29 protein-coding genes are annotated in these 24497 nt (G+C 61.5%); 6 read left to right on the top strand and 23 right to left on the bottom strand.

Translation table 11 applies throughout. The features are described from left to right. Window positions 1–41: 41 nt before the first annotated feature. Entirely contained in the window at window positions 42–614 is a 573-nt protein-coding gene (locus tag EL199_RS02700; protein ID WP_081447817.1) for a 4'-phosphopantetheinyl transferase family protein, read from the top strand. On the opposite strand, the gene EL199_RS02695 is transcribed toward EL199_RS02700, so the two are convergent. From EL199_RS02695 to EL199_RS02645, 11 genes are all read right to left on the bottom strand, one after another. Next, window positions 606–1838, bottom strand: coding sequence for a beta-ketoacyl-ACP synthase (locus EL199_RS02695; RefSeq protein WP_004140533.1), 1233 nt, complete (start codon window positions 1836–1838; stop codon window positions 606–608). The genes EL199_RS02700 and EL199_RS02695 overlap by 9 nt on opposite strands. Continuing rightward, entirely contained in the window at window positions 1832–2566 is a 735-nt protein-coding gene (gene fabG, locus EL199_RS02690) for a 3-oxoacyl-ACP reductase FabG (RefSeq protein ID WP_004140535.1), read from the bottom strand. The genes EL199_RS02695 and fabG overlap by 7 nt, the downstream gene beginning before the upstream one ends. Further along, complete coding sequence (locus EL199_RS02685) at window positions 2559–3011, bottom strand: ApeP family dehydratase (protein WP_004140536.1); 453 nt, start codon at window positions 3009–3011, stop codon at window positions 2559–2561. The genes fabG and EL199_RS02685 overlap by 8 nt, the downstream gene beginning before the upstream one ends. Further along, complete coding sequence (locus tag EL199_RS02680; protein ID WP_004140539.1) at window positions 2995–4197, bottom strand: beta-ketoacyl-ACP synthase; 1203 nt, start codon at window positions 4195–4197, stop codon at window positions 2995–2997. Before EL199_RS02680 ends, EL199_RS02685 begins: the two co-directional genes overlap by 17 nt. Further along, window positions 4194–4643: a hypothetical protein gene (locus EL199_RS02675; protein ID WP_004140541.1), complete on the bottom strand. Its 450-nt coding sequence runs from the start codon at window positions 4641–4643 to the stop codon at window positions 4194–4196. The genes EL199_RS02680 and EL199_RS02675 overlap by 4 nt, the downstream gene beginning before the upstream one ends. After that, entirely contained in the window at window positions 4640–5887 is a 1248-nt protein-coding gene (locus tag EL199_RS02670) for an NAD(P)/FAD-dependent oxidoreductase (RefSeq protein ID WP_004140543.1), read from the bottom strand. Before EL199_RS02670 ends, EL199_RS02675 begins: the two co-directional genes overlap by 4 nt. Then, window positions 5874–8165: an MMPL family transporter gene (locus EL199_RS02665; RefSeq protein ID WP_004140545.1), complete on the bottom strand. Its 2292-nt coding sequence runs from the start codon at window positions 8163–8165 to the stop codon at window positions 5874–5876. Before EL199_RS02665 ends, EL199_RS02670 begins: the two co-directional genes overlap by 14 nt. Continuing rightward, complete coding sequence (locus EL199_RS02660) at window positions 8162–8713, bottom strand: outer membrane lipoprotein carrier protein LolA (protein WP_004140547.1); 552 nt, start codon at window positions 8711–8713, stop codon at window positions 8162–8164. The genes EL199_RS02665 and EL199_RS02660 overlap by 4 nt, the downstream gene beginning before the upstream one ends. Before the next feature lie 64 nt (window positions 8714–8777). Continuing rightward, window positions 8778–9188 carry a hypothetical protein gene (locus EL199_RS02655; RefSeq protein ID WP_004140550.1) on the bottom strand — a complete coding sequence of 137 codons (411 nt, stop codon included), beginning with the start codon at window positions 9186–9188 and terminating at the stop codon, window positions 8778–8780. Between the two features lie 79 nt (window positions 9189–9267). Beyond that, window positions 9268–9882, bottom strand: a complete 615-nt coding sequence (locus EL199_RS02650) for an L-threonylcarbamoyladenylate synthase (RefSeq protein ID WP_004140551.1) — start codon at window positions 9880–9882, stop codon at window positions 9268–9270. A 4-nt stretch (window positions 9883–9886) separates the two neighbouring features. Continuing rightward, window positions 9887–10423, bottom strand: a complete 537-nt coding sequence (locus EL199_RS02645) for a hypothetical protein (protein ID WP_040355045.1) — start codon at window positions 10421–10423, stop codon at window positions 9887–9889. A 107-nt stretch (window positions 10424–10530) separates the two neighbouring features. Here EL199_RS02645 and pheA point away from each other — a divergent pair, with 107 nt between their 5' ends. From pheA to EL199_RS02625, 4 genes are read left to right on the top strand one after another with little or no spacing between them, the layout of a single operon-like run. Next, window positions 10531–11619 (top strand): prephenate dehydratase, encoded by a 1089-nt coding sequence (gene pheA / locus EL199_RS02640; protein ID WP_004140553.1) that lies wholly within the window; start codon window positions 10531–10533, stop codon window positions 11617–11619. Next, the gene (locus tag EL199_RS02635) at window positions 11616–12677 is read left to right on the top strand and encodes a hypothetical protein (RefSeq protein WP_004140554.1); all 1062 of its coding nucleotides are present in this window, start codon (window positions 11616–11618) and stop codon (window positions 12675–12677) included. Before pheA ends, EL199_RS02635 begins: the two co-directional genes overlap by 4 nt. A 31-nt stretch (window positions 12678–12708) precedes the next feature. Continuing rightward, window positions 12709–13665, top strand: coding sequence for a DnaJ C-terminal domain-containing protein (locus EL199_RS02630; protein WP_004140561.1), 957 nt, complete (start codon window positions 12709–12711; stop codon window positions 13663–13665). Window positions 13666–13669: 4 nt separating this feature from the next. Next, complete coding sequence (locus EL199_RS02625) at window positions 13670–13930, top strand: chaperone modulator CbpM (RefSeq protein ID WP_004140562.1); 261 nt, start codon at window positions 13670–13672, stop codon at window positions 13928–13930. Window positions 13931–14201: 271 nt separating this feature from the next. Here EL199_RS02625 and ykgO read toward each other — a convergent pair whose 3' ends face one another. Both ykgO and EL199_RS02615 read right to left on the bottom strand, forming a co-directional pair. Next, window positions 14202–14327: a type B 50S ribosomal protein L36 gene (gene ykgO, locus EL199_RS02620; protein WP_004140563.1), complete on the bottom strand. Its 126-nt coding sequence runs from the start codon at window positions 14325–14327 to the stop codon at window positions 14202–14204. A gap of 69 nt (window positions 14328–14396) precedes the next feature. Beyond that, window positions 14397–15482 carry an anhydro-N-acetylmuramic acid kinase gene (locus EL199_RS02615; protein WP_004140564.1) on the bottom strand — a complete coding sequence of 362 codons (1086 nt, stop codon included), beginning with the start codon at window positions 15480–15482 and terminating at the stop codon, window positions 14397–14399. 251 nt (window positions 15483–15733) lie between these two features. Here EL199_RS02615 and rimO point away from each other — a divergent pair, with 251 nt between their 5' ends. Then, a complete protein-coding gene (rimO, locus tag EL199_RS02610) occupies window positions 15734–17026 on the top strand; it encodes a 30S ribosomal protein S12 methylthiotransferase RimO (RefSeq protein ID WP_004140566.1) in 1293 nt (430 codons plus the stop codon). 287 nt (window positions 17027–17313) lie between these two features. On the opposite strand, the gene EL199_RS02605 is transcribed toward rimO, so the two are convergent. The 10 genes from EL199_RS02605 to EL199_RS02560 form a co-directional block, all read right to left on the bottom strand. After that, the gene (locus tag EL199_RS02605) at window positions 17314–18054 is read right to left on the bottom strand and encodes a hypothetical protein (RefSeq protein WP_126315972.1); all 741 of its coding nucleotides are present in this window, start codon (window positions 18052–18054) and stop codon (window positions 17314–17316) included. A 65-nt stretch (window positions 18055–18119) separates the two neighbouring features. Further along, entirely contained in the window at window positions 18120–18566 is a 447-nt protein-coding gene (locus tag EL199_RS02600; RefSeq protein WP_004143606.1) for an acyl-CoA thioesterase, read from the bottom strand. Next, complete coding sequence (locus EL199_RS02595) at window positions 18541–19485, bottom strand: LpxL/LpxP family acyltransferase (protein ID WP_079540559.1); 945 nt, start codon at window positions 19483–19485, stop codon at window positions 18541–18543. The genes EL199_RS02600 and EL199_RS02595 overlap by 26 nt, the downstream gene beginning before the upstream one ends. Continuing rightward, window positions 19482–20198: a glycosyltransferase family 2 protein gene (locus EL199_RS02590; RefSeq protein ID WP_004140575.1), complete on the bottom strand. Its 717-nt coding sequence runs from the start codon at window positions 20196–20198 to the stop codon at window positions 19482–19484. Before EL199_RS02590 ends, EL199_RS02595 begins: the two co-directional genes overlap by 4 nt. Continuing rightward, entirely contained in the window at window positions 20195–21760 is a 1566-nt protein-coding gene (locus EL199_RS02585; RefSeq protein WP_170166210.1) for an AMP-binding protein, read from the bottom strand. The genes EL199_RS02590 and EL199_RS02585 overlap by 4 nt, the downstream gene beginning before the upstream one ends. Beyond that, window positions 21757–22287: a COG4648 family protein gene (locus EL199_RS02580; protein ID WP_004140582.1), complete on the bottom strand. Its 531-nt coding sequence runs from the start codon at window positions 22285–22287 to the stop codon at window positions 21757–21759. Before EL199_RS02580 ends, EL199_RS02585 begins: the two co-directional genes overlap by 4 nt. After that, on the bottom strand, window positions 22287–22547 hold the full coding sequence (locus EL199_RS02575; protein ID WP_004140583.1) for an acyl carrier protein: 261 nt from the start codon (window positions 22545–22547) through the stop codon (window positions 22287–22289). The genes EL199_RS02580 and EL199_RS02575 overlap by 1 nt, the downstream gene beginning before the upstream one ends. Continuing rightward, window positions 22544–22816 (bottom strand): phosphopantetheine-binding protein, encoded by a 273-nt coding sequence (locus tag EL199_RS02570; protein ID WP_004140586.1) that lies wholly within the window; start codon window positions 22814–22816, stop codon window positions 22544–22546. Before EL199_RS02570 ends, EL199_RS02575 begins: the two co-directional genes overlap by 4 nt. After that, on the bottom strand, window positions 22801–23571 hold the full coding sequence (locus EL199_RS02565) for a lysophospholipid acyltransferase family protein (protein WP_004140587.1): 771 nt from the start codon (window positions 23569–23571) through the stop codon (window positions 22801–22803). The genes EL199_RS02570 and EL199_RS02565 overlap by 16 nt, the downstream gene beginning before the upstream one ends. Further along, a complete protein-coding gene (locus tag EL199_RS02560; RefSeq protein ID WP_004140589.1) occupies window positions 23568–24281 on the bottom strand; it encodes a beta-ketoacyl synthase chain length factor in 714 nt (237 codons plus the stop codon). Before EL199_RS02560 ends, EL199_RS02565 begins: the two co-directional genes overlap by 4 nt. Between the last annotated feature and the right edge of the window lie 216 nt (window positions 24282–24497).

The following is a 24497-nucleotide window of genomic DNA, read 5'->3' as shown; positions in this document are numbered from 1 at the left end:
CAAAACTGTTGTCATTGTAACCAAAGCCTTACCATTTGCCAATGTTAGCGCCGCGCCTTTATTACACCCCGCCGCAACGGGTCATTTATCGTCCTGATGCCCTCGATGCTGCGGATTCTGCCCGTGTACAACGTCAGCCGCATTTGCAGACACGCGCCGACTGGCGTAGTAGCCGCGCGCTGAAGCAGCTTCTGCCACAGCCGCGGCCACCTTTTTCGCTGGCACATCGCAAGGGGCATGCGGTGTTGCTTTGGGGAGCGCCGTGTGTCGGAGTGGATTTGGAGTATTTGCAAGCGCGTGATTTTGCCGCGCTGCTGCCGTGGTTCGCTGATGAGGCGGAACAGCATTGGTTCATGACCCAGGCGGACAAACGGCTGGCGTTCTACCGCTTATGGACGTTCAAGGAGGCGTTGCTCAAGGCGCTGGGCGCGGATTTCGCGTCGCTGAAGTCTTTAACGGTAGCGACGGCTGCGCCGCCCGGTTTGCACTGGCAGCGCTATGCCTGGTTGCTGGACGAACATTGGCTGGTGAGCGCGGTGCTTGCCGCGCCGCAAGCGCTACCGCCGCCGCAGGTCATCGGCGCGGCGTCAGTCATAACGTTGCCGTCATTCTGACCAGCGGCGGAAGATAAGCGAGGTATTGACGCCACCGAAGGCGAAGTTGTTGTTCATGACGTGTTCGGTGGTGATGGCGCGGGCGGTATTCATGATGAAATCGACGGCGCCACAGCGTTCGTCGGGGTGTTGCAGGTTGATTGTCGGCATGAATAGGCCATCTCGCATCATTTCTATGGCAAACCAGCTTTCTAGCACACCGCACGCGCCAAGTGTATGGCCAAGGTAGCTTTTTTGTGAGCTAAGGGGAACGCCGTGCGGGAAAAGCCGCGCCGTCGCGCGGGTTTCCGCAATGTCACCTTGTTCAGTAGCAGTGCCGTGCCCGCTGACATAGCCGATGACCTGCGGTGGCAATGCAGCTTGCGCCAGCGCCGCTTCCATGCAGCGGTACATGGTTTCCTGTTCAGGGCGGGTGACGTGCGTGCCATCGCAGTTACTGGCAAAGCCGACGATTTCGGCATAAATCTTTGCACCGCGCGCGCGGGCGTGTTCCAGGGATTCAAGCACCATCATGCCCGCGCCTTCGCCGATGACGAGGCCGTCGCGGGCGCGGTCATAGGGGGCGGGCGTGGTCTTCGGCGCATCGTTTTTCAGGCTGGCGGCATAGAGCGAGTCGAAAACGCAGACTTCCGAATGGCAGAGTTCTTCGCCGCCGCCTGCGAGCATCATCGGGATTTGCCCGTAGCGGATGGCTTCGTAGGCGTAGCCAATGGCCTGGCTACCCGAGGTGCAGGCGCTGGAGGTAGGAATCAGCCGCCCTTTCAGGCCGAAGAAGATGGCGAGGTTGGCTGCGGTCGTGTGCGGCATCATGCGGATGTATGTGTTGGCGGAGAAGCCTTCGGAATGGCCGTACATGATTAGTTGGGCGAGGTCGCAGATATCGCGCGGGGAGCCGGTAGAGGAGCCACTGGCAACGCCCATGCGGCCATCGCGGATGGCGGGGTCGTCCAGCAATCCGGCATCTTCCAGCGCGCGTTCGCCCGCTTCAACGCACATTTGTGAGACGGGCCCCAAGCTGCGCAGCTGTTTGCGCGTCCAGTGTGCGGGGGGATGGTAGCCGTCCACCGGCGCGCCCAGTTTGGCATTGAGGTCGGTCACTTCGCGCCATTCCGGCATATAGCGCACCGCGTTTTCGTAACGCAGCATTGCTGCCTGTATCTCCGGCCAGGTTTTGCCAAAGGCGGTCACGGCACCGATGCCGGTAATCACTACTCTGTTCAACACAGTCCTCCATTTACCGACAGCACTTGGCGGGTGATATAGCCCGCCCCTGCGCTCATGAGAAAGCGTACTGCTTGGGCGACGTCATCCGGTGCGCCCGCACGGGCGAGCGGGATCATTTTGACGATTTCTGCGACCGGGACGTGCGCTTCGACCATCTCCGTTTCGATCAATCCCGGCGCGACGGCATTAACGGTGATGCCGCGTTTGCCCAGTTCGATGGCGAGCGCCTTGACTGCGCCAATCAGCCCTGCTTTTGAAGCGCTGTAATTGACTTGTCCCCTGTTGCCGATGAGTCCGGATACAGACGATACCGCGACGATACGCCCGCCCCGGCGCAGACGGATCATCGGCATGATGAGCGGCTGTAAAACGTTGTAGAAACCGTCAAGGTTGGTACGAAGCACCGCGTCCCAGTCTTCGCCGGTAAGCGCCGGGAATGCGCCGTCGCGCGTCAATCCGGCGTTCAGCACGACGCCGTAATAGGCGCCGTGCGCGGCGATATCCGTTTCCAGCGCCTCGCGCACCGCTTCGCGGGCGCTGACGTCAAAAGACAAAACCCGTGCGACACCGCCTGCGGCGGCTACCTGTGCCGCCGTTTCATGGGCATCATCGAGGCGGCCACGGCAATGAACCACGATATTGAAACCGTCCTCGGCAAGACGCACGGCGATGGCGCGCCCAATGCCGCGGCTCGCACCGGTGACCAAAACCGTTTCTTTTTCACACATGGGCAACTCCGTACGCCCCTTCCGGCGGCATATAAACATTGAGGGCGGCATCGGCGAGCAGCGCCGTGCCGCAATAGAGGCGGCAGTCAAAGACGCCAAAGCCGCTCTGGTCCTGGGTGGATTCCTGTATTTCACTGCGCAGCGTCGCCGGCAGCGGCAGGTCGCCATGATGCAGCGTCAGCTTGCGCGTCCCCAAGAGGAAACCGAGGCGGATCGGCTCGCCGGCATCTTCTGCCAGCGCCCCAACCAGCACACCAATGGCCTGCGCCATGATTTCGAGAAACGCCCAGGCAGGCAGCACGCCGTTTTCGGCGAAAATATGGCGCGCATCGACATCTGACTCGGTGACAGCGCTATGCGCGTCGTAATGCAGCAGGCGGTCTATCATCACCATACGCCCGCTATGCGGCAAGAGATGGGCGACCGGTTCAAGCGGCGTTTGCATCGGCTTCTCCAATAACCAGCGCGGCGTTGCTGCCGCCAAAAGCAAATGAAGTGCTCATCGCGATCCGTCGCCCGTCCGGCCAATGTGCCGCTGTATCCGTGAGATGGATCGGGGCAAGCGCCGGATCGTAATCGTGAACGGCCATCGGCGGCAGGCGTCCGCCAGGGTTGTCGCGCCGCGAGACGGCCAGCCAGCATAGCGCCGCTTCCAGCGCGCCGGCGGCGGCCAGGGTGTGTCCGGTAAGCGGCTTGGTGCTGGTACAGGCCACCTGCGGCAATACGGTGGCAACGGCCAGCGCTTCCATTTGGTCGTTCTGCGGCGTTCCAGTGCCGTGCAGGTTGAGCCAGCCGACCGCCTGCGGCGCTACCGCCGCCTGCGTTAGCGCTGCCTGCATTGCGGCAATGGCGCCCGCCCCGTCCGGGCGCGGGGAGGACATATGCCAGGCATCGCTACTGGCACCGTAGCCAAGCAGGCACAGGGCATCGTCATGCAACGCTTCACGTGTGGCAACGAAAACGGCAGCGGCTTCACCCATGTTGATGCCGTCGCGCGCCGCAGAAAACGGGCGAGCGATGCCGGAGGACAAGACTTCCAGCGCGGCAAACCCGTGCAATGTCAGCAAGGACAAGGTATCCACGCCGCCGCAAATGACCGCATCCGCCGCCCCGCTTCGTAACAGGCGGGCGGCGCTGATAAGCGCGCGGGCACCGGAGGTGCAGGCGGTGGAGATGCCATAGCAAAGGCCGCGTGTACCAAAGACAGCGGCAGTGAAATCGGCGGGTGCGGACATCAGTTGCCGCGGCACGGAAAAACCGGTGGTGGCAAGCGGCGCACCGTCAAGACAGGCCTGCAACGCGCTGCGGTTATCGTCGCCGCCGCTGGTGGAAGTGCCGAGGATGACGGCAACGCGCTCCGCACCGTAGCGGGCAAGCGCCGCATGGATGGTATCTTCAATCTGTGCCAGCGCCTGCCAGAGCAAGGTGTTGTTATGGCTGCGGTAGTCCGGTGGCAGCGGGGGCGGGGATAGTCCGTCGCCGTGATAGCGGCCAACCGCGATACGGCGTCCGCGCAGCCAGCCCTCTTCGTATTGCAGACGCGGGATTTCCGGTGCGCAGGCAGCGGTAAAAGACGCAGCGCCGCTCCCAAGCGCGCTGACCAATCCGGGGCGGTGCAGGTAAACCGTCATGGCGTGAGCGCCTTCACCTGCCAGCGTCCGGCGGGAGTGGTGAGTTCATGTACCGCGTTACGGGTTTGTTCATGCAGCCAGCGCTGGCCGCGGAAGCGGTAGTCGTCACCCTCACGTTGTACCTGCGGAAAGGCAGCGGGGTTTTCGCGCAGCATAAGCGCGGTAAACAAAGCCGTCGCGCTGCGGTTGGGCGGAAGGAATCCGTCGTTACGCCATTGGCCGCTTTCATAAATTTGTCGCGCCAGCGGCGCACCCAGCGGCGAGGTTTGCAACCAGCGCCAGCGGTCGTCGCCCTGATATTCGCCGACGACGAGGCTGTCCGTGCCGTCTTCCGCCGTTACCTGGTATTGGCTGATAAACGGCGCGCGGACATCCCCTTGCGCCAGCGGTAACGCCGCGCTACAGGCGGTTAAAAGCAAGGCCAGCGATGCGGCGAGGATTTTCACCGCTGTCCCCGCACGACTTCGGCCAAGGCGGCGAGACGGCGTTGCGGTTTTTCCACGTAGGGGTTATCGGTGTCCCAGGCGTAACCGGCAAGAATGGCGCAAATCATGGCGCGGATTTCGGGATTGTCTTCGCTGGCGTAAATGACGTCCTGGAACGAGCCGTCGTACCAGCCAAGCACGTAAGTTTTGAAGGCTTCAACGCCGACCGCCAAGCGCTTGGCATAATCGCGCTGCCAGTCCACCGCTTCACCGCGCAATTGGCGATCCAGCGCCGCCGCCGCCAGTTGCGAGGAGACAACGGCAACCGTCACGCCGGAGGAAAATACGGGGTCGAGAAACTCGGAGGCATTGCCGAGCAGGGCGAAATGATCGCCGTATAAGGTACTGACGTTGGCGGAATAATTGCGCAGCGAACGCACCGGCATGCCGGTATTCCAGTCGGCATTTTGCAAGAAGCGGGCAAGCAGCGGCACATCGGCTACTGCCGCACGCAGCATGGCCTCCGGATTATCGCCAAGCGCTTCCAGCCGCGCCGGTTCGCCGACTACGCCCAGTGAGGCAACGCCGTCGGCAAAGGGAATCAGCCACAGCCACACGTCGCGCAGGCGCGTGGGCGTCGAGATGAGAATTTTCTGACGGTCGTAATCGGGGTCTGTGATGTTGTCTTTAATATGCGTGAAGCAGGCCATGCGCTCGGGCAGTACCGACGGGCGCTCCAAATCCAGCAGACGCGGCAGGACGCGGCCATAGCCGCTGCCGTCCAGAACAAAGCGCGCGCGCACGGTATAAGCCGCGCCGTCTTCCGGCTGCACGTCCACTTCGGCACCGTCGCCCGTATCGCGGAAGGCGGTCACGCCGTGGCCGTAACGCACTTCTGCTCCCTGTTTTGCCGCTTCGTCAATAAGCAACTGGTCGAAAGCGGCCCGGCGCACTTGATAGGTGATACCGGGCCCGGCAGTGAATTTGCGGGTGAAATCGAAGGCGGTATAACGTTCGCCCCAAGTAAAGGCGGCGCCGTTTTTCAGCTGGAAGGCGAGCGGTTCGGCCGCCTGCCGGATAGCGGCGGTCATGTTGGCCGCAGAGAGAACTTCCATACAGGCAGGCAGCAGGCTTTCACCGATGACGAAGCGCGGGAAATGTCCTTTTTCCAGCACCAATACCTGCCAGCCTTTTTGCCGCAGCAAGGCAGCAGCGACCGCACCGGACGGACCAGCGCCGATGATGACAACATCACGAGTTTCCATGAATATTCTCCGAAAGTGGCGGCAATAGCCAAGTGGCGAGTGCCAGCGAAAAAGCGATACCCAGCGCGACGCAAAGACCAAATGCGGCGACCGCCGGGGTGGAAGAGAAAGCAAGGATACCGAAGCTCATCACCGTGGTCAAAGCAGCCAAGAGCATGCCGCAAAAGCGCGTGGTTGCGGGGCTGCCAACGCTTTGCGCATAGACGGCATAGTCCACCCCCAAGGCGCTCGTAAGCAGCAGGCCGAAGGCGGCGAAAAGGCTGAGCGGCAGACCCAGCGCGCTAAACACGGCAACGGTGAGGACGGCGGCGGCGAGTGGCACCGCGAGAATTTTCAGGCTGTCGCGCGGGGAAAAGGCCGCGGCGCGCAAGATGATAAAAGCGACGAGATAGGAAGCGAGCTTGAGCCATAGTGCTTCGCTGCGTGTCGTAGCAAAGAGCGCGTTCAGGCGGACGCGGCGGTCAAGATAGCGTATGCCGTCGCCATCTGCCAGTGCGGCAAGCGCGGCGCTGTCGCGCACGCCGTAGAGGGCAACGCTGCTGTACACGGCGCCGTCTGCGTCTTGCCGCCCCACATACAACCCCTGCCAGCGCGCGGCAAGCGGGTTGGCGAGTTGTGCGGCAACGGTTTGCACGGGAGGCGCCGCGACCGCGCGCAGGGCAGCGGCGATCGTATCCGGCGCGACGCCAGCGTCGGTCAGCGCCTGCCACGCTTCGGGGCGCGAGGCGAGCGCACGCAGGCTGACCGTCATCGCCTGCTGTTCATCGTGCCGCCAAACCCATTGGCTGATGGCGCTGTAATCCTGCAAGGCGCCCCCCGCTTTTGCATTTTCCAGCCGAGCCGCAAGCGCCGCATCGCGCTGTAGCAAAGTATCGTCGTCCGGCGCGTGGATGAGGAATTGCTGCGCCGCCGGTTCGACACCGCCAATCTGCGCCGCCGCTTGCGCCTGTTGCAACCAGTGCGGTGGCAAGCTGATCCATTGGCGGATATCGTCCTGCCAGTCACTATGCCACAGCAGCAGGGCAACGATAAATGCAGCGGGGACGAGCAAACGGCGCTGGCGCAATCTTTGCAGACTGCGCCCGACAGCCACGGCACCGGCAGCAAAATGCGGGTTGGCACGCGGCAAGTAGTGGCGGAAAAGCGGGGGCAACGTCCACAACGTCGTCAGCCAGGCAAGCGGCAGGGCGACCAGCGCAAAAACGGCGGTTTGCCGCAAAATGGGCAGCGGAGTCGCAAGCAGGAAGGCGTATCCGGCAAGAGTGATGAGCAGACTGATGAAAAAAGGGCGGCGGAGGGCGGCAAGCGCGGCATACGGCTGCCAGCCTGGGAGGGTGCTTTTGCCCAGCCAGTGCAACGGAAAATCCAGCAGAAGCCCGATGAGGCTACTGCCGATGACCAATGTCAGCAGGTGCGCGTTACCGCAAAGGGCGACGGTCGCTGCCAGCCCGCCGAGCAAGCCGCAAGCCATCGGCAGCGCGATGAGCAGTACGCGCAGGCGGCGGAAAACGGCAAGCGCCAGCGTCAGCGTCAAAGCCGCGCCAAGGATACTCATCCAGCGGCTTTCCGCTTCGCCACTGGCGCGTCCGGCGGCGGCGAAAATGGCAGCGCCGGCGACATGCGTTTCCCCGGATAGCGCCTTGGCTTCCTGTTCGCTACGGGCAAGGAGTGCGAGCAAACGCGGGTCTCCGAGAATACCGCTATCCGCGTTCAGCGTTGCGCGCAGCAACAGCCAGCGCTTGCCGTCCAATTCGCGGGACAGCAGACCGTCCGCGTCAGGCTGCCAGGCCGCGGCAAGCGTCGGCGGAAAATAGCGGCTGAAGCCCGGCCAGTCCGCATCAGGAGGCAGGACGGCGACCGCGAAAGGGTTGATTAACGCCTCCGTGCGGTCGCGAAAATAAGCGGCAGGGTCGTCGCGCAATTGTTGGCGGGCAGCGGGCGGCAAAACGCGGTAAGCGGCGTGGCGGTAGGCATCGCGCAGGGTTTCCAGAAGCGGCGCACGTTGCAGTTCGGCCGACACGAAAAGCCCGCTTGCCAACCAGTCATCGCGCAAGCGCTCCGCCAAGGGCAAAGGCCGGGCGGCGCCGACGAGCAGAAGCAGTTGCCGGTTTTGCGCCGTCTCACGCGCTTGCAGTAACCGCTGCTCCGCTAGGGGTAACGCCGCATCGGGCGGTAACAGCGCTTCCATGTCGCTTTGCCAAAAAGGCGCGCGGCTGGCAAGAAAAAAAGCAGCAAGAATAGCGAGCAAGAGTGGCGCGAGCGCGCGGACGATGCTCACGGTTCAGGCTGGAAAAACAGTTCGCTGCGGTCGCCTTGCGCTTCTTCCAGGACAACCCGTGCGACGTAAGCCCCGCCGTAAATATCAATGCGGCGGAAAATCTGCCGCATCAGTGCGGTTTTCGGTGACAAATGCAGCGTCCATGCGGCCGCTTCACCCTCGGCACTCATATCGAAATATTCGCCGAGCGTGGCGCTGTCCGCACGGAGAAACGCAAGAAAAAGACGGGTTTGCGCGTCGTTGAGCGCCGTCTGTCCGGTCGTGCGCCAACTGCCATCCTGCCACTGACTAACCCCTTCAGGCGTGATCCTCAAACGACTGGCGAAGGGTTTTTCCAGCGTCCAATAAAGCGTTTCGCCATCCAGCGCGAAAGTGCCGCTGGCCGCAAGCGGTTGGCTCATGCCGCGCAGATAACGGGTCTGGGTAAAACGGCCGGAGGGAGCGTGCTGTGCGCGCAATTGCGCGGTGATATCAGCCACGCTGATGGCGTGGGCAAACGCGCTGCACAAAAACAATAGCGGAAAAAGAAAAGCACGGATACGGTTCATGGCGGTATAGACAGCGGTTCGTAAAAAAGCCCGCGGTTGCGGGCTTTTTGCATCAAGCAGCAGATTATTTGCTTTCTGCCGGTTTGTCGCCTTCAGCGGCAGGTGCGGTGGCATTGGCAACGCTGGTGGCGGCGTCATGAACGTGCTCTTTGGCACTGTCCATCGCGGCGCCAGCGGCTTCTTTGCCCGCTTCAACCATTTCACCGGCTTTCTCTTGCGCAGCAGCACCGGCTTCTTTGGCTTTGTCCATCGCAGCGCCAGCGGTTTCTTTTGCCTTGTCCATCGCGTCACCCGCGACTTCTTTGGCCTTGTCGGTGGCTTCTTTCGCGCCTTCTACGGCTGCGGCACCCGCTTCTTTGACGTCTTTGGCAGCAGAAGCGGCAGCTTCTTTGCTCTTGTCTTTGGTTTCGTCCGAGCAGGCGGTCATCAGGCTGGCAGCGGCCAGGACGGCGATCATCAGTTTGTGCATTTGCATAAGTACCTCGTTTAGTTGAAGGGATCGGGCGCAGTATAGCGGTTTCTCTAGTACTGAATCCTAATTATCGGCAATGCGTTCACACGATGCCGGTAACCTCGCCCGCCCCCTGACGCAGGAGCAGCGGCGGCATTTCGGTCAAATCCAGCACGGTGGTCGGGCGCAGCGGCACATCGCCCGCGTCCACCATCAGCGCCACTTGCCCGGTAACAGCGGCGGGCAGCTCGTGAATATCGGCGTCGTAAGCGTCGCTGTCAAAAAGAGAAACCCCCATCAGCGCTTCGCCATGTTCGGCAAGGATTGCCTGCAGCACCGGATGATCGGGGACGCGGATGCCGATGGTTTTGCGCTTGTCGTTCTGCACGCGGCGCGGCACTTCGCGGCTGGCAGGCAGAATGCAGGTGTAGGCACCGGGGAACAGCGTTTTCAGCAGGCGGAACTGCACGTTATCCACGCGCGCATAGCGGGCAAGGTCGGTCAGGTCGGCGCAGAGAATGGTGAAGGGGTGGTCGCGTTCCAACTCACGGATATGGCGGATTTTTTCCGCAGCGGACTTGTCGTCGAGCTGGCAGAGCAGCGCATAGCCGGAATCGCTCGGCGCGATGACCACGCCGCCGTGGCGTAGCGTCTCCACAATGCGGGCAATGTCGCGCGGCTTGATGCGCGCCGGGTGAATTTCAAGAATTTCGCTCATGGGATTACTCCTTTGGGGTTTCAATCGGGATGATTTTGGATGAGGATGGCAGATTGGGCAATACTTCTAAATCGGGGTAAATCATTTTTAGTATTTTTAAATTTGCCGGTGTCTTCATTTGCAAGAAATACCATTGCCCATTTTCTTCTATTGCTAGCATATGACTTTCTTCTTCCATACGGATGTCATCGCTCGCCAATATAGTGGTAGTTGGAATAATCATGTATTTTCGCCCCGCAGATGAAGTACCGCGCTGCGCCTGCTCCATGTCGTAATCAAGCTTTTCAAAACGTGCAACGTCCTTCAATTCTTCGAGTTGCGCTCGCACCGTTTCTTTGAGTTTTGACAAAGATGTTCCCGCCAGTTCTGCCATCTTTGGCATGAGATATGGTGGCATCATTTCCATAATGGCAACAGTATCATCCTTTTGGGCATACACAATTATCTTATCCATCCGCGCACGAATCTTTGCATCATCCTGCGATGAAGCAGCGCACGCAACGATTCCTAACCCCAATAATACGAACAACCATTTTTTCATCACTGTTATCTCCATAAGAATTACAACCCCCCCAGACGACAGCATAAGGCGCGTGCCGTCAGGATTCTGTGCGAGAATAGCACGACCCGCCAGAACCGGAGCAACCCATGTCGATACCCACCCTTGCCGAACTGCGCGCGCAAATCGACGCGCTTGATGCCGACATCCTCGCCAAACTCTCCGCCCGCGCCCGCTGCGCACAGCAAGTCGGCGAAAGCAAAAGAGCCGAAGGCAGCACGCAAGTCGCCTACTACCGCCCCGAACGCGAGCGGCAAGTGCTGGAGCGCGTCGCCGCCCTGAACGCAGGTCCCCTGCCCGACCAGGAAGTGATGCGGCTGTTCCGCGAAATCATGTCCGCCTGCCTCGCCCTGGAACTGCCGCTGGAAATCGCCTATCTCGGCCCGGAAGGCACCTTCACCCAGGCCGCCGCGCTCAAACAGTTCGGCCATTCCGTGCGCACCCGGCCGATGCGCTCCATCGGCGACGTCTTCAAGGCGGTGGAAAGCGGCGCCTGCAACTACGGCGTCGTCCCGGTAGAAAACTCCACCGAAGGCATGGTCACCCACACGCTGGACAGCTTCGCCACCTCGCCCCTCTCCATCTGCGGCGAAGTGCTGCTGCGCATCGGCCAGAACCTCCTCACCCACGCCGCCACCCTGAAAGACATCCGCCGCGTTTACTCGCACAGCCAGTCGCTCGCGCAATGCCGCGGCTGGCTCGCCGAAAACCTGCCGGATGCGGAAACCATCACCGTCTCCAGCAATGCCGAAGCCGCCAAACTCGCCGCCGCCGAAGCGGACGCGGCGGCGATTGCCGGCAAAATGGCGGCAGAGCGCTACGGCGTGCCGCTGCGCTACCCGCATATCGAAGACGACGGCAACAACACCACCCGTTTCCTCGTCATCGGCAAACAAGCGAGCAGCCCAAGCGGACACGACAAAACCACCATCCTCGTCTCCTCGCAAAACCGCCCCGGCCTGCTCTACAAACTGCTCGAACCCATCGGCCGCCACGGCATCAACATGACCCGCATCGAATCGCGGCCAAGCAAACAGGGCATCTGGGAATACATCTTCTTCATCGACCTTGACGGCCACCAAAGCGAGCCGCAGATGCAAGCCCTGCTTGCCGAAATCGAAGACAGCGCCAGCCTGTTCCGCGTGCTGGGCAGCTACCCGCAGTCGGTGTTGCAGTGAACTGGCTGAAAAAATGGCTGAAGCCGTCCGCACCCGCAAACAGCGATGCCATGAACTGGGCGGAGCAGTGGCTGAACCGCTCGCAGTGGTTCAAAGACAAATACCTGAAAGAACGCTATCTCGTCGCAGAAGCGGTCCTGCACGCGTTGAGCGACCCCAGCCCGCGTGTGGATTTACCGCTGCCCTATGCGGATATGGACGAATTTATCCGCGCCCTTCTGGACCTTGAAAAGATTGCTGGCAAAAACCTCTTTCACCCACAGCAGCCCAACGCCACACCAATATGGCGCACATGGCTCAACCTCAGCCACCCCGATGGCCGCATCCGCGAACAGACACTGCACACCCTGCCTGCACGCATTCCCAGCACCCTTTACGCCATCCTCGTCCTCCTGCGTCTGAACGACTGGGCGATACCGGTGCGCGCCGCTGCCCACTGCCGTCTCGCTGACTTTGCTGCTGCGACCGACCCCCGGCATCTCGCCGCCGCCCTCACCCACACCCTGCGCCACTGGACAAACTGGCGGCGGATGCAGACAGCAGAGCGGCAAAACGCCCTCGCCGTCCTGTTAAACGACAACGTCGTCACCGAACTCGTCACCATCCTCGCGCGCAGTCCGGCAGGTCCCATGATCGGCCTTCTCTCCCAGCTCGGCCAAGTTGCGGCCATCGACCCGCACCTGCCCTACCTCGCCGCCCAGGCCATCCAGCCCGCCTTGCGCACCAAGGCCTATCAAAGCCTGCTAAGCGGCAAAACCACTTGGGTCGCCGGCAAAGAACAAGAATGGATAGAACGGCGCCACAACCTCTACCGCTGGCGCACCCACCTCGACAGCCGCCCGCTGACCATCACCGTTGAGCACGACCCCACCCTGCAACAAGCCGCTGCCGACCGTTCGCCCATCGTCCGCCGCGTCGCCGCTGACGCCATCATCGCCGCCCTGCCCCACCTTGGCCCCTGCGAACAACACCTCGCCGCCCGACTCGCCGCTGACCCTAACCGTAGCGTCGCCGAACGCGGCGCCTGCATCCTGCGCCATAACAACCCCGCGCGCTAAAATAGCCCTACACCCCAAACGAGTCCCCTCTATGGCCAAAACCTACTACGACATCCTCGGCGTCGCCCAGAACGCCAGCGCCGCCGACATCAAAAAGGCGTATCACCGCCTGGTGCGGCAGTACCACCCCGACATCAGCAAAGACCCCGATGCTGACAAAAAAACCAGCGAAATCAACCAAGCCTACAACACCCTGAAAGACCCGGAAAAACGCGCCGCCTACGACGCCGCGCTCGCCAACCCCTTTGCTGGACAGGCAGGCGACGCAGGCTTTGGCGGCTTCGACCCGCGTCAGGCGGGTGGCTACCGCGAATACCACTTCGACGACAGCCGCTTCGGCGACGGCCAGCCCTTCGGCAGCGGTGATTTCCGCTTCGACGACATCTTCTCCGCCTTCGGCCACGCGCACAGCGGACGTACCCAGCGCCCCAGCGGGCCAGTCAAGGGCGAAGACCAGCATGCCGAACTCGCCATCGACATCGCCGCCGCCTACCAGGGTAGCGAGCGCAGCTTCAGCCTCGATATGCCGACCCTCACCGCGCAGGGCGAAATGACCTACACCCGCAAAACCCTGCACGTGAAAATCCCCAAAGGCATTATCGAGGGCCAGCAAATTCGCCTGCGCGGCCAAGGGCTGCCGGGATTTAACGGCGGCGAAAACGGCGACCTCTACCTGAAAATCCGCTTCCACGAAAACCCGGCGCACTACATCAAAGACCGCAAAGACGTCTGGCAGCGCCTCAACATCGCGCCATGGACGGCCGTCCTCGGCGGACACATCGAAGTGGCGACACCGGCGGGCAAACTGGGGGTGAACATCCCGGCGGGCAGCCGCAACGGGCAGAACCTGCGCTTAAAAGGCAAAGGCATTCCCGCCAAAGAAGCGGGCGACCTTTACCTGACGCTGAACATCGAACTGCCGCGCGCCAGCGACGACACCGCGCGCGCCCTGTGGCAACAACTCGCCGACCACTACGCCCAAGGATAAACCCATGAACGAACAAGACATCAAGCTCAGCTACCACGAAATCATCCGCGCCTGCGACCATGACGCCGACTGGCTGCTGCGCATCATCGAAGCGGACGTCATCGGCATCAGCGGCGCTCCGGAAGCGGCCACCTACAGCGGCTACCAACTCGCGCGCATCCGCCGTGCGCACCGCATCAGCCGCGACTTCGAGGCGAGCGCCCCCGCCACCGCCCTCATCCTGCAACTTCTGGACGAACTGGAAAACCTGCGCAAAGGGCGGTAAACGCCACCCATAAAAAAAGCCCGCCTGTCGCGGGCTTTTTTGCGTATTAGGGGCTGTTTGCAATTTAAGTCCCCCTCCCCCGCGGAGCGGGGGAGGGTCGGGGCTCCCCTTGAAAAAGGCGAATGCCTTTTTCAAGGGAACCCGGGGAGGGGGTGGGCAATGTTGTTGATGAATCGAAATTCCGGTTTTTCAATTGATTGCTGCCCTCACCCCACCCCCTCTCCCAGAGGGAGAGGGGCTCGTTCGTCGAACGTCGAATTATCAACACGCCCTATCGCTGGCGGGCTTTCAGCCGCTTGTCGCTCTTGCAGATGACAAACAGCTTGCCACGGCGGCGCACCACCTGACAGTCGCGACTGCGGTTTTTTGCCGATTTCAGCGAGGATAGCACTTTCATTTCAGTCTCCATTTCTCTAATTGGGTCGGGGAATTATAGTCGTTTTTCGTTACGACGTAGCAAAAAATTTCACGCCGGATACAGCGCCCCCAGAATGCGCGGCTTGCCGCCGGTAGTCGCGCCGAGATCCAGCGGGCGGCGGTGGACAAATTGCGCGGCAAGCCAGGCAAAACCGCTCGCTTCCAGCGCCTGCACCGGAATGGGGCAGGGCGCGCACGATTTGCCCAAGCGGACGAGTTCCCCTTCGATATTTTCAACGAGGTAGCGATTTTTCGCGCCGCCGCCGGCGAGGTACACCACGCCGGGATGATTAGCGCCGCGGATGGCGTCGGTGATAGTTATAGCGGTCAGGGCTAACAGGGTGCGCTGCACGTCGGCAGGCGCTTCATCGCCGCGCAGGTGGCGCGCCAGCCAGTCGAGGTTGAAATAGTCGCGGCCGCTGCTTTTCGGCGGTGCGCGGCGAAAATACGGGTCGGAGAGAAAGCTGCCGAGCAGGTCGGGCAGGAGGTTGCCGCTGCGCGCCCAGTCGCCGTTTGCATCATAGGGCAGGCCGCGGTGGTGCTGTATCCAGCTGTCCATCAGGCCGTTACCGGGGCCGGTGTCATAGCCGGAGCAGGCGGCGGCGCTGATGTGGCTGATGTTGGCGATGCCGCCAATGTTCACCAGCGTGGCGGGGCAGTCGCCAAGCAGGCCGCGCTGAAAGAGCGGTGCCAGCGGCGCGCCCTGCCCGCCTGCGGCAAGGTCGCGGCTGCGGAAATCGGCGATGGTGTCGATACCGGTGCGTTCGGCAATCAGCGCCGGATTTTGCAGCTGGATGGTATAGGGCGGGCTATGGTCGGGATTGTGGCGCAGCGTTTGCCCGTGCGCGCCGATGGCGGTGATATCGCGCGCCGCAAGGCCGGTTTTCTCTAGCAAGGCGATAACGGCTTCAGCGCTCGCCGCGGCGTGTTGCCAGGCAGCGACCGCAGCGCGGTGCAATTCATTGTCGCCCGGCTGGCACAGCGCTTGCAGCGCGGCGCGCAACGCGGGCGGCATGGGTTGCTCGTGATGGGCGAGGTAGCGGTAGCGCTCGCCCTCTTCGCGGATAAGGGCGACATCAATGCCGTCCAGGCTGGTGCCGGTCATGATGCCGAGGTAGTAGCGGAATGTGGTCATGGTTCGGTGCGGTTAAGCCACCAAAAACAGCGGCGGTTGGCGCGCTGGATGAGGCGCGGATGTTTGTACCAATAAAGATGTGGCATGAATAATCGGGTTTGTGGCTAAGCGGGCGCGATGGCGGCTCATATTCCACGCCCCGCCATCTCCTGCGGCCGGACATGAGGCGCAGGGTTCGGGCGGCAGGCGGGAGCGCGTACTTTACGCCTTTTGCGCTACAATCGCCGCCCCAAAAATAACCGAGCATCATCATGAGAGCAGAACAACCCGCCGTCGGCTTCATCAGCCTCGGCTGCCCGAAAGCGCTGGTCGATTCCGAGCGCATCCTCACCCAAATCAATGCTGACGGCTACGCCATTACCGACCGCTACGACGACGCCGACCTCGTCATCGTCAATACCTGCGGCTTTATCAACGAAGCCGTCGCCGAATCGCTCAACACCATCAGCGAAGCGCTGCGGCAAAACGGCAAAGTCATCGTTACCGGCTGCCTTGGCGTCAAACCCGAAATCATCCGCGCGCGCTGCCCGGACGTCCTCGCCATCACCGGGCCGCAGGCCTACGAATCGGTGATGAGCGCGGTACACGAACACCTGCCCAAACCGGCGCACAACCCCTACCTCGACCTCATCCCGCCCGCCGGACTCAAACTCACCCCGCGCCACTACGCTTACCTGAAAATCGCCGAAGGCTGCGACCACCACTGCACCTTCTGCATCATCCCCGACCTGCGCGGCCGTCTGGTGAGCCGTCCGGCCGATGCCGTGCTGAAAGAAGCGCAGAACCTGGTCAAACTGGGCGTGAAAGAACTGCTCGTCGTCTCCCAGGACACCTCCGCCTACGGCGCCGACCTCGGCGCGCGCGGCATCCACGCACTCGCGCGCGAACTGGGCAAACTGGATGCCTGGGTGCGCCTGCACTACGTCTATCCCTACCCCGACGTCGATGACCTCATCCCGCTGATGGCAGACGGTGCCATCCTGCCCTACCTTGACATCCCGCTACAGCACGCCAGCCCGCGCATCCTAAAAGCCATGCGCCGCCCCGGCAACCGCGAACGCACGCTGGAGCGCATCCGCCGCTGGCGCGAAATTTGCCCCGACTTGGCGCTGCGCAGCACCTTCATCGTCGGCTTCCCTGGCGAGACCGAAGCGGATTTCGAAGAACTGCTCGCCTTTATCGAAGAAGCCGACATCAACCGCGCCGGCTGCTTCGCCTACTCGCCGGTAGAAGGTGCGGCGGCAAACGCCCTGCCCGACCAAATTCCCGAAGACATAAAACAAGAACGCCTGCAACGCTTCATGGCGGCACAAGAAGCGGTCAGCGCCCGCCTGCTCGCGGACAAAGTTGGCAGCGTCCTGCCGGTGATGATTGACGCAGTCGATGCCGACAACCTCGCCGCCACCGGACGCACGCCCTATGATGCGCCGGAAATCGACGGCGTCGTCCACATCAGCGACATCGACGGCATAAAACCCGGCGACATCGTCCACGTGGAAATCGAAGACAGCGACGCGCACGACCTCTACGGTCGGGTGTATTGAGCGGCTCGCCGCCACGCTACCTAAAAGCCTGTTCAAAATCACATAGAAGCAACTTTTTTAGCGTTCTGTGTAGTGACCAAAGCGCGGCAAGCCGCCGATATGTCCCTTTCCCCGTGGGGGAGGGCTGGGGTGGGGGCAGTAAATGTGAAAAATTGGAACTTCATCTCGCAAGCTGCATAACCCCCTTCCCCATCCGCACTTTGTATGGGTACCCGCTCGCTGCGGGGGGGGGGGGGTGAACAAGCGCTAAAAAAACCGCCCTTGGGGCGGTTTTTCTGTTTTCTGTTTTAAGGCTTCGTTGCTGGGTTTTCCTGATCGTCTTTCATAAAATAATCCATCCCCGCCTTGATCCAGGCGGGCGTCATCACTACCGAGCCGACCGTATCTGCCGAAAGCGTCGCGGGCAGCAGCGCAATATTGCTGACGATATTGACCATATCCGTCTCGCGTTTCTGGTGGCGCACCTTGATTTCTATCGGCAGCGATTTCTGGAAACGCTGGTCGTAGGGCAGGTTCGGCGGCTTGATGAACATCGTCCCGTTCATCGCCAGACAGCGGCCATAGGCGGGGTAATGCCCGATTTTCTGGGATTTGAAATCCAGCGCCTGCAATTTCGCAACTTCCGCCGGGTCGGTGGTGTCATAGCGCAGGCACACTTCGCTACTGAAATGCTGCCGGTCTTTTTCGTCCAAGATGACCGGCAATGCCTGATAGTTTTTTGCCCCGCTTTTGTCTGTGAACAGGAATTGCTGCGGCAGATCGCTGGTAAATACTCGCGTCAATTCCGCCGATTCTGCTTTGTCTATCGCAAACCAATAGATTTCGCCGACCAGGATGAGTTGTCCCGCCTGCAAGGGCGCATGGTCTTCGCTGACTTGGCCGAAGGCCACTAGGTTATCGCCGCCTAGCGGCTGGTCTTCGTTTACTGTGGTCAGGGGTGGGTTTTTCGTCCATTGTTGCGCCGTCATGCAGCCGCCGAGGGCGAGCGCTGCGGCGAGGGCAGTTATTTTGGCTAAAGGGTGTTGCATTTTGGTCTCCTTTTGGTCTCCTTGAGATGGTCGCGCCATTTTACCGAAATGCGCGCTGTGGTTTTTTAGGCAGGCAATCCCTGGGCTTCTGCCGCCAGCGCTTGCCGGATGCGCTGTTGCCAGTCGTCGGGGGTTTGGTATTGGGTTTCGCCGCTTTCGATGTGGACGGCGATTTGCATGGTGGCGCCTTTCGCCATTTTTTCGCCGCTGTCGCGGTCGAAGATGAGGTAGTCCAGCTTAAGGCAGCTTTCGTATTCGCGCAGACCGGTGCGGATGGTGATGTGCTGGCCAAAGCGCGCCGGACGGATGTATTTGAGGTTCAATTGGGCGACCGGCCAGGCGTAACCGCCAGCCATCATTTGCCGGTAGCCGTAGTCAAAGCGCTCCAGCCAGGCGCATCGCGCCAGTTCGAGGTATTTGACGTAGTGGCCATGCCAGACGATGTGCATGCTGTCCACGTCGTAAAAGGGGATTTGGTGCGGGTAGTCATGGATGAGGCGGCTGTTTTTCATCGTCGTTCCAGAAGTCGTAGAAGTTGTACCACTGCAAGGGCGCTTGGCGGCATTCGCGCTCCAGCAGGGCGGCGTAGCGGCTGGCGGCAGCTTGGATGATGGCGGTGCGGCTGTGTTTTTGCCAATGGATGCCCGCCGCGAAATTGGCGAGGTAGAGGTGGTAGCGACCGTTTTGTTTGCGGCAAAACAGGGTGTTGATGCGGGCTTGCAAGAGGCCGGCAAGGAGCCAAGGTCCTTGGGCGATGCGGGCTTCATCGCCGAGGAAGGAAATACGGACGGTTTTTTCGCCACGAACGGGGAGCCGGTCGGCAGCGATCGCCAGCCATTCGCCACGGTTGATGCGGTTTTGTAGTTCCAGCATGACAGCTGCATCGAGCTCGCTCACTTGTATCATGCGGATGTCGTCAGCGCCGGCTTTTTTCAGGGCGCGGTTGTAGGCCTCGGCATGTTTGTGGTGCACCAGGATGTTGAGGGCGAAATGGCGGTGGTGTGCGACCAGCGCCCGGCAGATTTCCATGTTGCCGTGGTGGCTGCAAAGCAGGATTTCGCCGCGGGCGCCCGCTTCGGGGTGGTCAATGCGCTGATAGAGGTTGTCCGGATCGTGCACGGTGAGGTCGCGGTAAGTGAGGCGGTGTTGCCAGACGGCAAAACGGTCGGCAATGGCTTCGGCAAAGCTGCGGATTTGGCGGTAAACGGCGTGTTTGGGCAGTTGCAGGCCGGGTGTCGTGCGTTGCAGGCGCTGCTGGTAACGGGTGATGTTGCGTCGGGCGCGCGGGCTGGTGTGGTAGTAGTAGCGGCTGATGATGCTGACGGCGATGGGCAGCAGCCAGGGCGGCAGGTAACGCACGATTTGGGTGGTGAGCCAGAGCGCCAAGCGGTTGCCGCGTTCGGGCTGGTTGGCCCAATGGTTTTGGTTCATGGGCGTCGCAGCCGCCAGAGGAGGCCGCTGAGGAAAAGGCGGGCATGCATGGCGCTGATGCGCAGGTTGTCGCGCCACAGGCGGAAATGTGAGCGGCCGTCTGCGGGATAGTGGACGCGGGTGCTGATCCAGTGCATCGGTGTGCCGTGGCGGTAATGGTGGACGAGGATTTCGATGTCGAAATCCATGCGGTTGCCGGTGTAGTGGCGGCGGAGGAGGGCGGCGGTCGTAGCGACGGGATAGAGGCGGTAGCCGCACATGCCGTCCGGGATATCGTGGCTACCGGTGTTTATCCAGATCCAGAAGTTACTGATTTTGCGACCGTAAAGGCGGGATTTGGGGGCATCGGCGCTATAGACGGGGCGACCGCAGATGAGGGCGTCAGGGTACTGTTGTCCGGCGGCGAGGAAGCGGGGAATGTCGGCGAAATCGTGCTGGCCGTCGGCGTCAATTTGCAGGGCGTGGCTGTAGCCTTGCTGCGTGGCCCAATGGATGCCGTCTTTGACGGCGGCGCCTTTGCCGCCGTTATGCGTGCGTTCGAGGAGGGTAATGGCGGGGTCGTGCGCCGCGAGTTCTCGCGCTGCGGCAAGGTCTGCGACGTTGGAACCGTCGTCAATGACAAGGACGGGCAATCCGTGCGCACGCAAGGCGGTGCAGACGGTCGCGAGGGTGGCACCGTGGTTGTAGTGCGGGATGAGGGCAATGGGCTTCATGGGAGGTCGTAAACGATGCGGCCGGACGCGCATTTGCCGTGGCCGTTGTCGCAGCTGAAATGCAGCTTGCCACGGCTTGCGTCGTAGCGCAGGCTGAGGGTGAGTGCATCGTAGGGGCGGAGGAGTTGCTGGTATTTGAGTTGTTCGATAGCGCGCACGGGCGCTTGCAAGCCGAGGTGTTCGGCGGCAAGGGCGAGTGCCCAGCGGCATTGGACGACGCCGGGGACGATGGCGATGCGGTCAAAATGGCCTTTGCAATAGTGCAAGTCCAGCGGCACGCGGGCGCGGAAGATGTAGCTCTCGCCTTGTTCTTCGGGAGGTTGCCAGAGTGGCGCGAGGATGGGGTCGCGCAGGGCATGAAGCCAGTCGGCACGGGTGATTTTGCCCTGGCTGTTACGCGGCAGGCGGTCTGTGACGCGGATGTGGCGCGCCACGGCGAGGCGGTCATGCTGTGTTTGCAGATGCGCACGCCATTGCGCCATGAGCGCTTTGCGCCCCTGTTCGCGCCAGGCGGTGATGCCTGCTTCGTTCAGCGCCAGCCAGGCGCAGATCTGTCCGTTATCCGGATGAACGGCGCAGTAGCTATCGGCGATGTACGGATGCTGAATCAGGGTCTGTTCGAGGGTATTGAGCGAGATGCGCTTGTCGCCGCGCTTGATGACGCGGTCGGCACGACCGAGCAGTTGCAGGTTTTCATCGACGAGATCGCCGGTGTTGAGCCAGCCGTCCGTCCACGGGCTGCTGACGTGCAAGATGCCATCCGTATCACGGCGGACCGCAACGCCGGATAGCACTTCGCGCCCTTGGCCGTCATCAACGGCGATAACACCGCTTTCGGTACTGCCGTAGATATCAAGCAGCGGGCAGGCAAGCTGTTCGCGCAGGCGGGCGGCATCCGCCGGTTCAAGCCTGCTTCCGGCGCTGGTAATGAGGGCGACGCGGCCACGCCACGGCGTAAGGTCATGCGCGGCAAGCGCGTGGAGCAGACTGGGACTGCTAATCCAGATTTGCGGGGCGCTATGCTGACGGCTGGCGTCGAGCAGAAGTTCGGGGTAGCGGTATTGTTCGCGGTCGATGTGCCAACCGGCGAGCAGACTGAGGAAGATGCGGAAAGTGAGACCGTAGAGGTGTTGCGGCTGGACACTGCCGAGGGCGGTTCCGCCCGCGGGCAGTTGCGGTAAGGTGAGGAGCGCCGCCGCCTCGCGCAACATCGCGCCAAGGGTTTTGCTGACGGCGCTGCCATCGCCGCTGGTTCCCGAGGTGTGCAGGGTGAGCGCGATGTCGGCAAGGGGCGGCAGGGAAGCGGCAGCGGCGGGGTCAAGGGCAATGCTGCTGTCGCGTAGTGTGTCGCTTGCGCCATCATCACGCGGCAACAGGTCGGCAGGCTGTCCGGCGATGGCGCAGGCGAGCAGGGCGGTGATGAGCGCGAGCGGGTCGTCGCAGGCGAGACGTTGCGCGGTATGCAGCCGCGGCGCAAGTTCGCAGGCGGCGGCGATAAGGGTGCGTCCGTGCAGGGTAGCGGTGAGCGGACGGTCGAGGGCGCGGGCGAGGATGGTATTCATGCGGGCAGGTAAAGACGGCGGTAAAGCCATTCGCCGGCAAGGAGCGCCCCCATCAGCAGGTAGGAGATGAGACCGGTGTACCACGTCCAGGCACGATGGGCATGCAGCAGGGCGAGTGCGGCGATGATGCTGCCGTTTATGACGAAAAAGCCGCACCAAATTTGTGTAACGCGGCGGGTATAACGCACGCCTTCCGGTGGCAGATCGGGATGCTGCAGGCGGGCGAGACGCTCGATAACGGTCGGCGGATGGATGAGGCTGGCGGTGAATATGGCCAGCATGGCACCGTTCACCAGCAGCGGATAAAGCGTCAGGCTGCCACTGGCATTGCGCAGCGCAGCGAGGAGAAAAAAGGCGGCAAGCGCTACGGCGCCAGCACGCATAGTGGCGCTATCGGCGATAAGCGCCCGGAGTAGCCAAGCGGCGGCCATGACAGCGGCCAGCGCCCGCGCGCCGCCGCCGTAGTACCACAACCACGGGTAGGCGAGCGTAAGTAACCAGATGGCAAGACGCAAAGTACGTCGCATCAGTTGCCCTGTTGCTGTTTACGCAAAAGCGCTGCCACGACGTCGCCGATGGTACGCACGCTGCGGAAGTCCTCGGCTACCAGGCGGTATCCCGTCTTGCGCTTGACGTGATCAATAAGGTCAATGGCGTCAATGCTGTCAATTTCGAGATCTTCGTACAGATTGGCGTCCATGCTGATGCGCTCTGGCTCAATTTCAAAAAGTTCGATCAGGGCGGTGCGCAGCAAGTCGTAGATTTGGGCTTCGTCCAGCGGGGTCATGGGGATTCCTGTTGTTTGTGTTCAATCCAGGCGGCGAGTGTATCGACGCTGTAAAAGTGATCGCGCAGGGTCTGGGCATCGTTTTCCATCGGGAAATGGAAGTTTTTTTGGATGGCAAGGCCGAGCTCCAGCGCGTCCACGGAATCCAGGCCAAGTCCGTCATCGGCAAAAAGCGGGGCGTTGTCGCCAATGTCGGCGGGGGTGATGTCTTCCAGTCCAAGCTTATCGATGATGAGCTGTTTGAGCTGCAATTTTAAGGGGTTTTCCATGTGGTGGTTTCCTTTTGGAAGTAGCGGGTGAGATCTTCGTTGAGCAGGCGGGCCGCAAGAGGCAGCGGCTTGCGCTCAAGATAATCCTGCGGATTGATGTCGTCGCCGACGTGGATGTCGTATTGGTACGGACGGGGCGGGATTAAATACCACGGGTCGCCGCGCTTCAGGCCGGGCGGGTTCATGCGGATGACGACCGGCGTGATGACGCGCGCGCTGCGCAGGCCGATGGAAATGGCGCCGCGGTTCAGACGGATGATGCCGTCATGGCCGGTGCGCGTTCCTTCGGGAAAGATGATCAGCGTCTGCCCTTCGATCAGGACGGCGTCGGTTTTCTCAATCAGTTCAAGGGATTCGTCGTTAGGGATGAAACCGCAGGCGCGGATGGCGGGCCGCATGCTCGGGTTTTTCAGGAGCGAAGCTTTGACGACACAATTTCCCTCCGGCACGGCGGAAATCATGAACAACACATCCATCAGCGACGGGTGGTTCACCAGTATCAACTGGCCGGGACGGCCGAGACGCTCACGTCCATGCCATTGCACGCGGAAAATACCAGTCAAGCGCATCCAGACGAGATAACCCGACCAGACACGCGCCACCATCCGGCGTGCACGCAGCTGCCCCGGTAAACCCGGCGGACAAAAGCGCAACAAGACCGGCAATATCAGGGCAAGACTGCAGCCGACCACACCAAAAAGCAAATAAGCAAGCAGCGTACTGAAAAAACGGCATAGGCGAAGCACGGCATTCATCGGCGGTTCCAATGCCAGCGTGCATCACGAGCATCCAACGTCTGTGACGGCAGTTGCAAACATTCGCCACGAATCCAGTCCAACGCACTCCAGTAAGGGATAGACGTACCGCTGACCGCTTCGCGCACGAGGCGGTGCGAACAACCCGTTGCAATGAGCAGGGCGAGGGCGAAGGGAAACGGCGCTTGTTCCGGCAGGGCGTATTGCCCTTGTGGCGGATCTTCCGTAGTCACCACCAGCACCTGGGGCGCACCTTCGGCGAGTAGCGCGCAAGCCTCAACAATCGCTGTTTCCAATCCGGCCTCGCGTGCGCAAAGCGCCGTGTGTTCCGCGGTATCGCCGCTGTGCAGCGACCACTGTCCGGCAAGCGCGTTATGAACCGACAGGCCGAACGACATCGGTGAAACCACGCCTTCGGTCAGCAAGTCGTGCCACAAATCAAAACTGCGCCGCATCTCGCCGTCGTGCGAAACAAAAACCAGCGGCGCCGTACCATGTGCCGCCAGTGGCGGATGAACAGCGGCGAACATCAAACGCGCTGCCGGACTCAGACGGCGGCGCTGCAAAGCGGGAACGTGCGCCAAATCGGGCGCACGTTCTGGTAACGTCGTCAATATTTCAGGATGTTCCGCCCAACGTTGCCAGTCCTCGCGGACGTGCAAGCGTGGCGCAACCGCATGCCACGCCTTGAGTTGAAACGGAAAATCCATGCTAAAGCCTCTGTAATGAAAGGCAGATATGCTACTACATCAAAGATTTGCGCGCTATATGACGGCAGGAATTTTGCACGGATACAAGAACAGATCACCCGACACTTGCCTGCTGCCACTACCTCATCAGCAAGATCACGCCCAGGTTCTGCTATAGCAGCGTGTATTGAGCGGCTCGCCGCCAAAGCACCTAAAAAAACCGCCCTTGGGGCGGTT

It is taken from the genome of Cardiobacterium hominis (assembly GCF_900637305.1).
Lineage (GTDB): Bacteria > Pseudomonadota > Gammaproteobacteria > Cardiobacteriales > Cardiobacteriaceae > Cardiobacterium > Cardiobacterium hominis.
This window is presented reverse-complemented; position numbering and strand designations above follow the sequence as displayed.

Excerpts from the sequence above, each read along its gene's own strand:
- EL199_RS02700 (WP_081447817.1), top strand. The coding sequence starts at position 42 with ATGTTAGCGCCGCGCCTTTATTACACCCCGCCGCAACGGGTCATTTAT.
- fabG (WP_004140535.1), bottom strand. The coding sequence starts at position 2,566 with ATGTGTGAAAAAGAAACGGTTTTGGTCACCGGTGCGAGCCGCGGCATT.
- EL199_RS02685 (WP_004140536.1), bottom strand. The coding sequence starts at position 3,011 with ATGCAAACGCCGCTTGAACCGGTCGCCCATCTCTTGCCGCATAGCGGG.
- EL199_RS02680 (WP_004140539.1), bottom strand. The coding sequence starts at position 4,197 with ATGACGGTTTACCTGCACCGCCCCGGATTGGTCAGCGCGCTTGGGAGC.
- EL199_RS02670 (WP_004140543.1), bottom strand. The coding sequence starts at position 5,887 with ATGGAAACTCGTGATGTTGTCATCATCGGCGCTGGTCCGTCCGGTGCG.
- EL199_RS02660 (WP_004140547.1), bottom strand. The coding sequence starts at position 8,713 with ATGAACCGTATCCGTGCTTTTCTTTTTCCGCTATTGTTTTTGTGCAGC.
- EL199_RS02655 (WP_004140550.1), bottom strand. The coding sequence starts at position 9,188 with ATGCAAATGCACAAACTGATGATCGCCGTCCTGGCCGCTGCCAGCCTG.
- EL199_RS02650 (WP_004140551.1), bottom strand. The coding sequence starts at position 9,882 with ATGAGCGAAATTCTTGAAATTCACCCGGCGCGCATCAAGCCGCGCGAC.
- EL199_RS02645 (WP_040355045.1), bottom strand. The coding sequence starts at position 10,423 with ATGAAAAAATGGTTGTTCGTATTATTGGGGTTAGGAATCGTTGCGTGC.
- pheA (WP_004140553.1), top strand. The coding sequence starts at position 10,531 with ATGTCGATACCCACCCTTGCCGAACTGCGCGCGCAAATCGACGCGCTT.
- EL199_RS02630 (WP_004140561.1), top strand. The coding sequence starts at position 12,709 with ATGGCCAAAACCTACTACGACATCCTCGGCGTCGCCCAGAACGCCAGC.
- EL199_RS02625 (WP_004140562.1), top strand. The coding sequence starts at position 13,670 with ATGAACGAACAAGACATCAAGCTCAGCTACCACGAAATCATCCGCGCC.
- ykgO (WP_004140563.1), bottom strand. The coding sequence starts at position 14,327 with ATGAAAGTGCTATCCTCGCTGAAATCGGCAAAAAACCGCAGTCGCGAC.
- EL199_RS02615 (WP_004140564.1), bottom strand. The coding sequence starts at position 15,482 with ATGACCACATTCCGCTACTACCTCGGCATCATGACCGGCACCAGCCTG.
- rimO (WP_004140566.1), top strand. The coding sequence starts at position 15,734 with ATGAGAGCAGAACAACCCGCCGTCGGCTTCATCAGCCTCGGCTGCCCG.
- EL199_RS02605 (WP_126315972.1), bottom strand. The coding sequence starts at position 18,054 with ATGCAACACCCTTTAGCCAAAATAACTGCCCTCGCCGCAGCGCTCGCC.
- EL199_RS02600 (WP_004143606.1), bottom strand. The coding sequence starts at position 18,566 with ATGAAAAACAGCCGCCTCATCCATGACTACCCGCACCAAATCCCCTTT.
- EL199_RS02595 (WP_079540559.1), bottom strand. The coding sequence starts at position 19,485 with ATGAACCAAAACCATTGGGCCAACCAGCCCGAACGCGGCAACCGCTTG.
- EL199_RS02590 (WP_004140575.1), bottom strand. The coding sequence starts at position 20,198 with ATGAAGCCCATTGCCCTCATCCCGCACTACAACCACGGTGCCACCCTC.
- EL199_RS02585 (WP_170166210.1), bottom strand. The coding sequence starts at position 21,760 with ATGAATACCATCCTCGCCCGCGCCCTCGACCGTCCGCTCACCGCTACC.
- EL199_RS02580 (WP_004140582.1), bottom strand. The coding sequence starts at position 22,287 with ATGCGACGTACTTTGCGTCTTGCCATCTGGTTACTTACGCTCGCCTAC.
- EL199_RS02575 (WP_004140583.1), bottom strand. The coding sequence starts at position 22,547 with ATGACCCCGCTGGACGAAGCCCAAATCTACGACTTGCTGCGCACCGCC.
- EL199_RS02570 (WP_004140586.1), bottom strand. The coding sequence starts at position 22,816 with ATGGAAAACCCCTTAAAATTGCAGCTCAAACAGCTCATCATCGATAAG.
- EL199_RS02565 (WP_004140587.1), bottom strand. The coding sequence starts at position 23,571 with ATGAATGCCGTGCTTCGCCTATGCCGTTTTTTCAGTACGCTGCTTGCT.
- EL199_RS02560 (WP_004140589.1), bottom strand. The coding sequence starts at position 24,281 with ATGGATTTTCCGTTTCAACTCAAGGCGTGGCATGCGGTTGCGCCACGC.